15 protein-coding genes and 1 riboswitch are annotated in these 13,001 nt (G+C 34.7%); of the genes, 7 read left to right on the plus strand and 8 right to left on the minus strand.

Translation table 11 applies throughout. The annotated features are described in order from the left end of the window. Positions 1-30: 30 nt before the first annotated feature. From ACYIAJ_RS07680 to ACYIAJ_RS07700, 5 genes are all read right to left on the minus strand, one after another. On the minus strand, positions 31-540 hold the full coding sequence (locus tag ACYIAJ_RS07680) for a surface-adhesin E family protein (RefSeq protein WP_483558883.1): 510 nt from the start codon (positions 538-540) through the stop codon (positions 31-33). Further along, positions 541-1,344 (minus strand): hypothetical protein, encoded by an 804-nt coding sequence (locus ACYIAJ_RS07685; protein WP_483558881.1) that lies wholly within the window; start codon positions 1,342-1,344, stop codon positions 541-543. 79 nt (positions 1,345-1,423) lie between these two features. Then, positions 1,424-2,059, minus strand: a complete 636-nt coding sequence (locus tag ACYIAJ_RS07690) for a thiamine diphosphokinase (RefSeq protein ID WP_483558879.1) — start codon at positions 2,057-2,059, stop codon at positions 1,424-1,426. 34 nt (positions 2,060-2,093) lie between these two features. Further along, a complete protein-coding gene (gene rimI / locus ACYIAJ_RS07695; protein WP_483558877.1) occupies positions 2,094-2,555 on the minus strand; it encodes a ribosomal protein S18-alanine N-acetyltransferase in 462 nt (153 codons plus the stop codon). Further along, positions 2,524-2,931 carry a DNA polymerase III subunit psi gene (locus ACYIAJ_RS07700; protein WP_483558875.1) on the minus strand — a complete coding sequence of 136 codons (408 nt, stop codon included), beginning with the start codon at positions 2,929-2,931 and terminating at the stop codon, positions 2,524-2,526. The genes rimI and ACYIAJ_RS07700 overlap by 32 nt, the downstream gene beginning before the upstream one ends. Before the next feature lie 88 nt (positions 2,932-3,019). Between ACYIAJ_RS07700 and rsmC the strand changes: the two genes are divergently transcribed. Beyond that, positions 3,020-4,060 carry a 16S rRNA (guanine(1207)-N(2))-methyltransferase RsmC gene (rsmC, locus tag ACYIAJ_RS07705; protein ID WP_483558874.1) on the plus strand — a complete coding sequence of 347 codons (1,041 nt, stop codon included), beginning with the start codon at positions 3,020-3,022 and terminating at the stop codon, positions 4,058-4,060. Between the two features lie 114 nt (positions 4,061-4,174). Here rsmC and ACYIAJ_RS07710 read toward each other — a convergent pair whose 3' ends face one another. The 3 genes from ACYIAJ_RS07710 to yihI all read right to left on the minus strand — a co-directional run bounded on the left by ACYIAJ_RS07710 (position 4,175) and on the right by yihI (position 7,369). After that, positions 4,175-4,984 (minus strand): hypothetical protein, encoded by an 810-nt coding sequence (locus ACYIAJ_RS07710; RefSeq protein ID WP_483558873.1) that lies wholly within the window; start codon positions 4,982-4,984, stop codon positions 4,175-4,177. Positions 4,985-5,181: 197 nt separating this feature from the next. Further along, positions 5,182-6,552, minus strand: a complete 1,371-nt coding sequence (gene hemN, locus ACYIAJ_RS07715) for an oxygen-independent coproporphyrinogen III oxidase (RefSeq protein WP_483564604.1) — start codon at positions 6,550-6,552, stop codon at positions 5,182-5,184. 322 nt (positions 6,553-6,874) lie between these two features. Continuing rightward, the gene (gene yihI, locus ACYIAJ_RS07720) at positions 6,875-7,369 is read right to left on the minus strand and encodes a Der GTPase-activating protein YihI (RefSeq protein WP_483558869.1); all 495 of its coding nucleotides are present in this window, start codon (positions 7,367-7,369) and stop codon (positions 6,875-6,877) included. Positions 7,370-7,539: 170 nt separating this feature from the next. Between yihI and coaA the strand changes: the two genes are divergently transcribed. From coaA to ACYIAJ_RS07750, 6 genes are all read left to right on the plus strand, one after another. Continuing rightward, complete coding sequence (coaA, locus tag ACYIAJ_RS07725; protein ID WP_483558868.1) at positions 7,540-8,475, plus strand: type I pantothenate kinase; 936 nt, start codon at positions 7,540-7,542, stop codon at positions 8,473-8,475. 18 nt (positions 8,476-8,493) lie between these two features. Further along, positions 8,494-8,922 carry a DUF1090 domain-containing protein gene (locus tag ACYIAJ_RS07730; protein ID WP_483558866.1) on the plus strand — a complete coding sequence of 143 codons (429 nt, stop codon included), beginning with the start codon at positions 8,494-8,496 and terminating at the stop codon, positions 8,920-8,922. A 156-nt stretch (positions 8,923-9,078) separates the two neighbouring features. Next, positions 9,079-9,123, plus strand: a riboswitch (PreQ1 riboswitch). A 3-nt stretch (positions 9,124-9,126) separates the two neighbouring features. After that, the gene (gene queF, locus ACYIAJ_RS07735) at positions 9,127-9,600 is read left to right on the plus strand and encodes a preQ(1) synthase (RefSeq protein WP_483558864.1); all 474 of its coding nucleotides are present in this window, start codon (positions 9,127-9,129) and stop codon (positions 9,598-9,600) included. A 29-nt stretch (positions 9,601-9,629) separates the two neighbouring features. Further along, on the plus strand, positions 9,630-10,286 hold the full coding sequence (gene queC / locus ACYIAJ_RS07740; protein WP_483558862.1) for a 7-cyano-7-deazaguanine synthase QueC: 657 nt from the start codon (positions 9,630-9,632) through the stop codon (positions 10,284-10,286). 46 nt (positions 10,287-10,332) lie between these two features. Next, positions 10,333-11,019 (plus strand): 7-cyano-7-deazaguanine/7-aminomethyl-7-deazaguanine transporter, encoded by a 687-nt coding sequence (locus ACYIAJ_RS07745; RefSeq protein ID WP_483558860.1) that lies wholly within the window; start codon positions 10,333-10,335, stop codon positions 11,017-11,019. Between the two features lie 312 nt (positions 11,020-11,331). Continuing rightward, entirely contained in the window at positions 11,332-12,957 is a 1,626-nt protein-coding gene (locus ACYIAJ_RS07750; protein ID WP_483564605.1) for a hypothetical protein, read from the plus strand. The last annotated feature ends 44 nt before the right edge of the window (positions 12,958-13,001 follow it).

Raw genomic sequence — 13,001 nt, forward strand, 5'->3', positions numbered from 1 at the left:
CAAGAGTAAAATAGGGTGTGGATCTAATAATTATTTATTAACAAGCGGTAAAGAACAAGCAATAACAAATAACTTATATTGTTCGTTGTCTTGAGTTATCGCTACCCAGCGGTTTGGCATTTCAATGGTATTAACTAATTCGCCATCGCCAAAGTTATTTTTGATTGTTCTTAGTTTACCTTTTGCTAACTCCATTTTGTCACAATTGGCATAATAATCAATTTTGATGGAATTATATGGTGTTTCAGTACCATCATCATTTTTTTGTACTAATTGAGGACTATAATTAGTCACTTCACTAAATACACGAATTCGTTCATTGAAAGGATGCGGTTTGATTGATTGCCTATCTAAAAATGAATAACCAATGATATTATCTTCGTTAGATTTGGAAGTAGGAATAAATTGCTTACCTACTCTTGGATCTTTCAAACTTTCAGCTGCTGTATTTGTTTTAGCATCGGTGTTGTTTTTTTCTTCAACTGCATGAGCAAATGTTACAAAAGAAAAGAGAATTAAGAATAAACTGGCCTTTTTCATTTAAATATTATCTCCATCTTTTGAAGTAGTTTCTGTCGTATTGGTTTGTGGTTGAGATTGTTGTTGCTGTAACTTTTCTTTTTCTGCTTCTTCTTTTTGCTTCTTCTCTTTATATGCTTTAATGCGTTCTTGTTGTTCAGCTTCTTGTTTTTCGATGATTGGTTTTAGATCCGGACGGGCTTCGATAAGGATTTCTTTTTTTAAATCACCTTGGATAGAACAGAAAATACTACTTTGATTATCGGTAACGTCTTCTAAATAAAGTGCTTTATTAATGGTACCAAATCTTGGCGCAACGCCATCAATGGCATAAAGGTCATCTTGCCATTCTGTTACTTTTGCGTTTAGATCATAAATCTTAGCATTTGCGATATAAACATTGGTGTTGTATGGCAACCAGTTAATATTATTTAAAGCGTTTTTAATTTCGTCTTCTTTATTATCAAAAATGAATCCCCAGTACAAATATTGACCAGATAAAGTGGTAGGAATATAGATGCTTTGATAGCCAGTAATTTTTAAACCTCGATACTCCAATGGTTTTTTAAATAGAACTTTGTTTTTATCATTTTTTTGAATAGATTCAACAGGGATATAAGTTACATTATCGGGTGTGGTTGCTAAATCAACGTATTGATTTATTGATTCTTGATGTTTGGCAAGCTGTTCGTAAAACTGATTGTCACATTGAAAAAATGTGTCGATTACGTTATCTGTTTCGTTTTGTGCATTATCCATTTGTGCAAAAGACACACAGGAAACAAATGAGGCACAAACAAGGACAGAAATTTTTTTTAAAAGCATGGCGAATATCCTTTGACCAGTAATTATGCTTATTATTTTGGTGAATCATTGTAAAGTAATGTAAAGGCTAATGTCAATATCAATTAACATTATGTAAATTTTCAATAAAAATCATTAGGTGTCCCTCCTTAAAAGATATGTGAACTAAATTATTGATCGCTTTATTTCGTAAACTAACCTGTCCACCTAACGATAGCGTTTGGTCAATCAAAGGATATTGAAAGCCCGTGATGGTCAATTGTGTCACTTGAGAAAGTGGCATTAGTGAAATAATACGATCTTTTACATTGGTAATTTCTTGATCATACTTGGCAAAAAAGAAATGGCAATAGTTATCGTAAAAAGTGATTCGATATTGATGATAATATTTCATTGCAACAGAAATATTGCCCAAAAAGTGATCGCTAGCACGGCCACAAGCACCATAAACATCAAATTCTGTTATCCCTTTACAAGCTAAGAATAAAATAGCCTTTTCAAAATCAGTCTTATTTTGGTCGGGAGTATGAATGATTTTGGTTTTAGACGGAATTGTTTTGTTAACATGATAACTGTCTAAATCTCCAATAATAAAATCAGGCTCGATTGATAATGCCGACAAATAATTATGATAAGCGCCATCTGTACAAGCGATATAGGTGTACTTTTCTAAATTGCTAAAGTCATACAATGGCGGCTCACCATTGACAAAGAGTAAAGCTTTATTTTGTGACATCGGCTTTCCTTTTTTGATTTACCTGATTGGTTAATTACAAAGCTAACGTATAAGCCATGATAATCGCATCTTCTTGTTTACCGCCGGTTGTTGGGTAATAATTTTTTCTAACCGTTATTTGATTAAACCCAAGCGCATGATATAACTTGATTGCAGGGCTATTTGATTGTCTGACTTCAAGCCAAAGCGTTGAAATAGGGCAGGGCGATTTTATGGTTATTAACCTGTCTATCAAATGGTTGAGCAAAGCCTTTGCTAGCCCCTGTTTTCTAAAATTGGGGTGTATGGCAATATTAAATAGATTTGCTTCATCAGCAACTTGTTGGCAGATGCAAAACCCCACGATTTGGTCATCAATAGCTATTTTAAAATTTAAGTAGCAATCACCTTGGTTTGAAAAGAACGTCTGTTTTGACCAAGGAATGGCGTGACAGATTTGTTCTAATTCAAAAGCTTTTGCTAAATCATGTTCGGTTAGGATGGAAATAGTTTTCATATTGACATAACTGTTGCCAAAGTAGGCGTTTTTGTTGTGGTGTTTTTGCAAGTTGATCTAAGCTAGTGGTTTGAATCGTTAATGGGTTTTGCCAAGATTCTTCAGGCGTTATATCGATAAACCAAATTACCGTTTTAATATCACTGGCAGATACAATAAGTTGAGATGGTGTTAATACTAGCACCTGATCTTGAGTAAGACGGATCGCATTTAATATATCCAGATAGATTTTTTGGGTTGGCTGCTCTTTGGCAACGACAATTAGCCGGATATTATCGCTGATATGGGTAGCGATTTCGCCTTTAAAGACATTTGTGTTGCGCAAAACATATTGCGTTATATTACACTGCTTGAGGTACCAATCTTGTTGTGTCATTATTGACTTACTGTTTTTTATTAGAGATTAAAGATAGTTAATTGTATAATCAACGCATCAATTTATAAAGGTTTTTCATTGAGGAAATATGGCAACATCTGCTTTTACGCCAGCAAGTCAAGTACTTGAACGTCATCAAACATTATTTAACGATAAAAATGTGATCATCGTTGGTGATATTCAAGACAGTTATCCCGCTATCATGTCAGCAAATCAAGTTAAGATTCATTGCACGCAATTTCATACTTATTTGCGTTTAAAAAATAGTGCTCGTGGCAAGAATACTTATTTTTCATTATTGCCAGAAGCAGAACTCTATGCCGGTATGGATACGCTAATTTACTATTGGCCAAAAACAAAAAGCGAAGCGCAGTTTCAACTCTCTTATTTATTGCATAATATGCCAAAAGGCAGTGATATTTTTATCATTGGTGAAAATAGAACAGGTGTAAAAAGCGTGGAAGCTTTATTGAGTGATTTTGGGACAATTCAAAAAATCGATAGTGCAAGGCGTTGTGGCCTATATCATTTTCAGGCGGATAGCCGTTTGGCCTTTGATCTTGATGAGTGGTGGTTAAGTTATCATTTAACTATTGAAAATCAAAATATTGAAATCAAAAGTTTACCCGGTGTTTTTAGCCAAAAAGGGTTAGATACCGGTAGTGAATTACTCTTAAATGCATTGATGGATCGTACTGATATTATTAAAGGTAATGTATTAGATGTGGGGTGTGGTTCAGGCATCTTATCCACGGTGCTAGGTAAATTATATCCTGATATTACATTAACGTTATCTGATGTAAGCAGTGCAGCAATTGAATCAAGTAAAGCCACGTTAAACCGTAATCATGTTAATGCCACAGTTGTAGCGAGTGACGTTTTTTCAAATCTAAATGATAAATATCATCTTATTGTTTCGAATCCACCTTTTCATGACGGTAAACAGACTGATTACACGGCCGTTAATACGTTAATCAAAGAAGCGAAAAAACACCTAAAATTAAATGGCTATTTGTGCATTGTGGCAAATTCATTTTTACCGTATCAAACCATTTTAGATGAAACATTCAAAAGCGTTGAAGTGATTGCCCAAACGACAAAATTTAAGGTTTATCTAGCAAGCCATTAATAAGTGCAGTTTGTTTATTTTGTTTAAAAAAATAGGGCGATGTTATCGCCCTATGTATAAAATTTAAATATTTAAACTTAAACTGATTTCACTATTCTTGATATCATATCTGGATTAAGAGAGAGCTTCTTTTAATGCCTGCATTTCATTATAGGTAAAATCACAGCGCGTAAATTCTTGATCAAGAAGAATAGGAACAGAGTTGCTTTCTCCGACTACGGCCAACACATTACATTTATTTCTAATCCTATCACCTATAATGATTGGTCCACCGTTTGAGTCTTTATTAAAATTGGCTGCATATTTAGCATTTATTCCTTGTGCATTGTTTGCACGATATAAAGCTGTTACTGTTTTACCATAAGAAACTAATTTAACTGGCACAATAACAGGTGTTAATTTTTGCCCGTTAATTTCCTTGATAACTTTTGTCATTTTATGTGTTCTTAAGAAACATCCTAAACTCATCCATGTAACCAACAACAACAAAAGAATAAGACCAGTAGTAGCCACAAATACAGTTCGCATATTCTCAATAGCTAAATCGATTGTTACTAGAGATGGATCATCGGCCGAAGCTATAGTTACAACTTGATAATTTCCTTTTTTCCCTCCAATGAAAGTATAATCACGCTCAATAACTTGTCCTGTATCAGTGGTAATTTTCACTGAACAGTTATCAACCGAACGTTTTGCACGACATGTTCCTTCTACGTCATAGTTAACCACAACTGGATTCCGTGATATTTTATAATCATCAATTAATCCAGGATAATTTCTTATGCCTATAAACACAGCTAACACAAATAAAATTATTGCTGCACTTATTCTTCTTATTTGATGGAATGAGCCTTCTTGCTTTAGTTTCATAACTTTTAAAGGGCGAGTTGGAAATACTTCCACTAATTTATTCGTCAATCCCATTTTATAAATATACTCCTTATTAAAAATAAAATTTCATGTTTAAAGAATAAAATTGTGTTATTAAAGGCTAACCTTTAATAACACAATAAATTAACAAGTTATTACTTTCTTTTATTAATTTGGACAAAATCTTATCATAATATTTATTTTATAGGAATCACTCGCGTTGTTTCAGTAATTTGAAAAACGATATCAAATTAAATAACTCTGGAAAACTGTTGCTGCCTTGCCATTTTTCGCATATAAATATCAAAGCACATGCAAATATTGCGTACCAATAAATGCCCTTTAGGTTGAACTTTAATTATCTTGTCATTTACTGTGACTAATCCATCTTGTTGCAATGGGGCGAGTAATTTTAAGTCTTCAGCAAAATAGTTATCGAACTGGATATGAAATTGTTCTTCTATTGCTTTTTTATCTAAATAAAAGTGGCAAATAAGCTGCTTGATTACATCTCGACGAATGATATCATCTTGATTTAAATTAAATCCTTTCCATAACCCATGACCTTTTTGTTCAACTTGACTTTGATAAGCTCTAAGATCTTTTTGGTTTTGCGCATAACTATCACCTAACATACTAATGGCTGACACACCCAGCCCAAGTAAATCCGCATCTCCTTGCGTTGTGTAACCCTGAAAATTACGGTGTAGCTGATTTTCTTGTTGAGCAATCGCTAATTCATCAGTAGGTTTGGCAAAATGATCCATGCCGATAAATTGATATCCCGCTTCGGTTAGTTTTTGAATACTTGTGTATAAAATCTGTAATTTTTGATTAGCATTAGGTAAATCAGCATCTTTAATTTTACGTTGTGCTGCAAAACGGCTCGGCAAGTGGGCGTAATTAAATACACTTAAACGATCGGGCGAGATATCAATCACTTTGTTGAGCGTTTCGGTAAAACTAGTAACTGTTTGTTTCGGTAAGCCATAAATGAGATCTAAACTAATTGAGTCAAAATTATTTTTGCGAGCTTGATTAATAAGAGAACGTATTAATGTTTCATCTTGCTCGCGATTAATTAGATTTTGAATTTCATGATTAAAATCTTGAATTCCCATGCTTAAACGATTAAATCCAACGTGAGCTAAATGATCAATAGTTTGTGGGGTAATTTCTCGCGGATCGATTTCGATCGAAAGTTCAGCGTTATCGGCAAAATTGAAATGCTTTTTTAGCGAAGTTATTAGTCGAGTGATTTCATCATCAGTTAAAAAAGTCGGCGTACCGCCACCCCAGTGCATTTGGGTTACTGTTCGATTGTTAAACAATTTGGCACGCTTGGCAATTTCAATATCTAAAATATCTAAGTATTTGGTGACTTTTTGCGTTTGGCGAGTAATGAGTTTATTACAACCGCAAAAATAACAAAGCTTATGGCAAAACGGAATATGCACATAAAGCGATAATGGCTTTGTTGTGTAACGTGCTGCTGCCGATAAAAAATCTTGCTCATTAAAATTTTCATTAAATTCAAGTGCAGTAGGGTAAGAGGTATATCTTGGACCAGAATAGTTATATTTTTCAATTAACGCCTGATCCCATAATTGCATATCAGTCATGCTTTTGCTTCCGTTTAGGGCTGTGTTTAATGTTGTTATTTTTGTGAATTTTTAATGGTTGTTTTTGTTGGTTTCTGATTTTTGTTTTAATTTTAATTCGATTAGTTTTATTTAAATATAACAATGTGCAGATTAATAACCCAAAATATAAACTTAACATAATTAATATTGGCATTATGATTCGCTCGCTTTTTAAGTTATTAATAGATTTTATAAAAAATAATAGTTTTTAATTTTAAATTATGAGCAGAAATTAAATGATTAGGATCGTATTTCTGCTTGCATTGAGAAGATACTCATAAGTACTAATGACAGTTGTCTCTTATGAGTTTCGTTTTAATAAACTAACGATATCTTCTTTCTTTTCGTCTTCATCTTCGAAATCATCATCAGTATAACCCAGCTCTTGCATCAACTCATCAATACGATTTAATTTGCTATCAAGATAAGTTTGTTGATCTTTAGTGAGTTTGGCATTTTGCTCGACTAGATCCAGTAACATATCTAATTTTGGATCGTTTTCTAATTGTTCTAATTCTTGTTGTGGCGATAAAACTGTTTTAGCCGGTTTTGGTTGTTTAACGGGTTTTATTGCATTGCTAGCACTTTCAACAACTAATGAAATCGGTTTTTTACTGCCAATGCGTGGATCTTTGCTTTTGCTTGTCGAATTTTTATTTTTGTTATTATCTTGATTATTAAAGCGAGAGCCACTTGGTAAGCCTTTGTGCTTACGTTTGCGCTTTAGCTCACGAGACTCTTCATTAATCTCTTGACGGCTTTTTTTAGTTTTTTGTTTCGATTTATTCTTTAACATACAATCTCTGTTTAATATTAGGGTTAATCATTTAACCAGCGTATTTTATCAGTAAGTCTTAAATATAGCTATGATGAAGCAGCCATGCTAATTTAAGATTGTAAAAAAAGAGATTTATGTATAATCTGAGCCCAATAAATTTGTCAGATCGAATTAGAGAACAAAATAAAATGAAAAATCATTTGAGCCCTTATATGCAATTTAACCGTCAAGAATGGGCAAGTTTGCGTAATGCTGTACCGATGACGTTAACCCCTGACGAGTTAACTTCTTTACAAGGCATTAATGAAGACTTATCGATGGATGAAGTCAGTGACATCTATTTACCTTTATCAAGGTTACTTAATTATTATATTAGTAATAGCTTTAGCCGGCAGGCGGTACTTTCTAAGTTTTTAGGCAAAAGTCACAAAATCCCTTATATTATCGGTATTGCCGGTAGCGTTGCAGTAGGCAAAAGCACAACAGCAAGGGTATTGCAGGCATTGTTAACGCGTTGGCCAGAGCATCGTAAAGTAGCTTTAGTGACAACCGATGGATTTTTATACCCCAATAAATGCCTTGAAGAACGTGGAATAATGAACAAAAAAGGCTTTCCACAATCATATGATATTAAAAAACTGATCAATTTTGTTGCGGATATAAAGTCAGGACAAGCTAACGTTAAAGCACCGGTGTATTCTCATCTGGTTTATGATATTGTCGAAGGTGAAGAAATGGTGATTGATAGTCCAGATATTTTGATTCTTGAAGGATTAAATGTACTACAAAGCACCTTGAATTATCCGCAAGCAAATAACCGTGTTTTTGTTTCTGATTATGTCGATTTTTCCATTTATGTTGATGCCGAGGTTTCGTTATTACATGATTGGTATGTGAACCGCTTTTTAAAATTTAGAGCTGGTGCATTTAGTGATCCCAACTCTTACTTTAACCACTACTCAAAACTGCCAGAACAAGAGGCCGTCAACATTGCTAATCGCCTTTGGCATGAAATTAATGAATTAAATTTGGTTGAAAACATCTTACCTACAAGAGAAAGGGCGAGTTTAATCCTGACTAAAGGTAAAGATCATAAAGTGGATTTGGTTCAGTTAAGAAAATAAGGTAAAGGGGGGATTGATATGAAGTCAGTAATTCAAGTAATAACTAAAGTAACCATTATTACTTTTGTGGGTTTATTTTCGCTTGGCGCTTATGCTTCAGAACATTCTGAAGGATTAACGTGTGAAAGCAAAAAACAAAATATTGAATCACAGATTGATTATGCTAAAAAAAATAATAACTCTCATCAAGTTCAAGGGCTTGAAAAGGCATTACATGATGTCAATAATTATTGTTCAAATGATAAGTTAGAAGAAAAATATAATAAAAAAATTCAAGAAAAGACAGATAAAGTTGTCAAAAGAACCCAAGAATTAAATCAGGCAAAAACAAAAGGTGATGAACACAAAATTGCCAAACAACAAGCAAAATTATCCGAGGCCGAACAAGAACTCAATGAAGCAAAAACTGAATTAGCTAAATTTTATCAAGAATTAAAATTAAGATAAGCGGTAACAAGTAGATTATTCACCCGCGTCGATTGCCTTTCCACTATGTTTTTATCATTAACCCCATCAATAGTTACTGTTGATGAGGTTAGTTTGATATTTTGTATTCTTTGTCACACTAGACTTTTATATTTAAAAAGAGTATGGTGTGCGGCTTGTTACGTGGTTCGTAAACCTCCCACGCTAAAAAACTAAGGAAACATCATGAATAAAATTACACTACTAGGCGATCAGTCTGTTCGCTATCCTACAACCTATTGTCCTGAAATACTCGAAACGTTCGATAATAAACATCCGAATAACGACTATTTTGTTAAATTTAATTGCCCAGAGTTTACTAGCCTTTGCCCTATCACTGGTCAGCCTGATTTTGCAACGATTTATATTTCGTACATACCCAATATCAAAATGGTTGAAAGTAAATCGCTAAAGCTTTATTTATTTAGCTTTCGTAATCATGGTGATTATCACGAAGATTGTATTAATATCATCATGAAAGATCTAATTAAATTAATGGATCCTAAATATATTGAAGTTTGGGGCAAATTTACACCACGCGGTGGTATTTCGATTGATCCTTATGCCAACTATGGCAAATCAGGTACCCATTGGCAACAAGTTGCGGCAAATCGATTAGCTAATCACGATATGTATCCAGAAAAAGTGGATAATCGCTAATTTATAATCCATCCAAACAGGAACCGTTAATGCAAACTCGTAAAGCACTCGTTATATTTTCTGGCGGGCAAGATTCAACTACCTGCTTACTGCAAGCCATTGCCGATTATGGACGTGAAAATGTTCAGGCAATCAGCTTTCATTATGGTCAACGTCATGCCATTGAGCTTGAAAAAGCCAAATGGATCGCTAAAGATTTAGGTATAAAGCAAACTGTCATTGATACATCAGTTATCAAACAAACCACGAATAATGCGCTCATCGACGACTCACAAGAAATTAAAGCAGCTCAAGATGGCGATTATCCTAATACCTTTGTGGATGGGCGTAATATGCTCTTTTTACTATTAGCTGGATGCCATGCCAAGCAGCAGGGCATTTCTGACATTATTATTGGAGTTTGTGAAACCGACTTTAGTGGTTATCCAGATTGTCGTGATATCTTTATTAAATCAATGAATGTATCGATGAATTTAGCCATGGATTATGCGTTTAATCTTATTACACCACTGATGTATTTGACCAAAGCACAAACATGGGAAATAGCCGATAAACTGGGCTATCTTGATTATGTCCAACAACATACCCACACCTGTTATTACGGGGTTGAAGGGGGATGTGGCAAGTGTCCTAGCTGTTTGCTGCGCGATAAGGGCTTGCAAGAATATATGGCTAGGGCTAGATAGATTTATTAATAACTGGGTTCTCTCACCCCATTAAAAAGGAAAAAAGATGTACTTAAAGAATCATTTCGAATCGATAGAAAAAAACTTTACCCGTGGGCAACAGCAAAAAGCGCTTTACTGGTTGGCTTTTTTCCATATTTTAGTTATTGCTTCAAGCAATTATTTAGTCCAAATCCCATTTGATATTTTTGGTTTTCACACCACATGGGGGGCTTTCACTTTTCCGTTTATCTTTTTAACCACCGATTTGACCATTCGAATTTATGGTGCAAGTTTGGCAAGAAAGATCATTTTTGTGGTGATGATCCCCGCATTGCTATTTTCATACCTTATTTCGGTATTATTTTTTGAGACACATTGGGTTGGCTTGTCGGCATTGACTGAATTTAATAGCTTTGTATTTCGAATAGCGCTAGCGAGTTTTGCCGCTTATCTGGTTGGGCAATTGATGGATATCACTGTTTTTAACTATTTAAGAAAAAATAAATCATGGTGGGTTGCACCAACAGCATCAGCAATCTTTGGTAATGGTATTGATACTATTGTCTTTTTTGCTATCGCATTTTATCAAAGTAGCGATGAATTTATGGCAAATCATTGGACCGAAATTTCGTTAATGGACTATAGCTTTAAAATTCTGATTTGTGGATTATTCTTTTTGCCTCTTTATGGAGTGATTTTAAATTTTATTCTAAAAAAATTAGTTTCAGCGCCCAAAACAATTAATCATTAAAATCTAAATTTTAGTTACTTACCTAAATAAACATAAACTCATTTATTATTTTTAGATGAGTTTTATGTTTAATACTGAAAAAACACACCAATATCTCACAACATCCAAAGGTTAATATAGCCTTTTATCCGGCGTCGGGCAGCCGAAGGCTTCATTCTGCATCCTGCGCTAGGTTTTTAGGAAATTTTGCCAAAAATTGGCGCTTTAGTATTTAGTTAGCTATAATTTTGATGATTTTTTAGCAAAATACAGCTCATTAAAAAAACGAACAACTATAAAAATAAAACACAAATTAACAGGAGGTCGGATATTGTGTGCTATCATTATAACAGGCATTGGCAGTGCTATACCTTAAATCTATTTAAGTTTCAGCGTAATCAAAAACAAACTCCATTTTGCTTTTTATCATCAAATCTAGCGAAATCACCAAAATTGCCGTCGATTTCCAACTTGTTATCCAAATCAGCCATAGTTTTTGCACCATTGTTGTTATTGCCATATTCAGTGAGTTCACAGGCGTTGTTGTCTCGGACTTCACAGGTTATTAATGGCTCTGCGCCGTATTTGACGCTTGATGGTGGCGTCACTAAATTAACTACAACTGATGATTTATTAAGTATTAAGTTATCGGACGGTCAAGTTCTCACTCCACAAAATAATAACTCAGTGATGACGCCAATTCATTTACCTAATGCAGGTGATACTCTTGCTAATATTGAAATGATAGTCCCACCATCAACCAACTCTGTGAGTATAAGTAGCTTGGTAACTCAAGGTAATTGGGGAGATGATGATGGAGATAGACTGGGAGCTAATGGTGTTACTGCAACGGGGAGTATATCAGTATCGTTTACGGATAAAAACGGTAAAGCCATTAGTCGTAATGATACATTAAATATTTGTAAGGCACCTTATAAAGTAACATTAAGTAGTACAGATGGTAGTTTAGCTACAGAGTATGGTGTACCAAATAGAAGTACTTTTAGTGGAAGTACGGTATCATATCATATCAATCCGAATTCACAACAGCCTAAAGTTTGTTATGCAAGGCCACGTTTGGTATTTGGTGGCACTAATTCCTATGGCGATAACCCCCGCTTTGCTGGTCCATCTAACATATGGGATCCTGCTAATGGTTTTTTAACGCAGTCAATTAATCCATCGTCTTATAGTCTCAATTTCCCCACTACGGGTGCTGATGGATTGTATTTTGATTTAGATGTTGGTGGAGCCGATGCAAGTCAACTAACTTGGTCTACGGTCACCAATGGTACTGATATAACAGCAACGGTGAGTTGGGTAAGACCTCGTTCAGACTCATTCACCATCCCATGCCGATGGTGCTCGGGTTACACTACATACGATGATTGGATTACTGATAAATCCCAAAATGTAACGCGGGTAACGTTACATGGTCCTAGGGCGGATAGTGCTAAAATACAATCAAGTAATCCTAGTCAACTTATAGTTCCATCTTTGCCACAGGTATTTGAGTTGGAGGGGAGGGATAGTAATGGTAATGTGGTCGTTAAATATGGATTTGAGTTGAAGCAGTGGTTTGTCCATCGGGGAGAGAAATATACTACTGTTCCTGAGCAAACAACTTGGTGTAGTAGTTTAGGGTATCGTTTTTCGCAAATAAGGGATTTAAGCAATGCGAAATGTGGTATACATAATTCTTATTTTCCATGTGTAGGAGGTATAGATGGCTCCACACCGTCGTCAGGCACTCTATATTACCAGCGTCGAATAGGCGCTGGGTTTTTAAGTGAGTGGAGCGATGTATCCTATTACGGTGATGCTGCTGGTTTTGGTCGTGGTGACATCTGGACCAGTGATGCAATATCAAATACAGTCCACTTATATATTCGCAGAGAAGGTTATGTGAATCAGTACAATATTTCCGGAGGAGGCTATGCTTTTTGCACCGTACCTTAGTGTTTAGTTCTTAATCCTTGGACTGTGGGGTGTTTATGTGTAAA

The sequence above is a fragment of the Gilliamella sp. X-46 genome, from assembly GCF_057063525.1.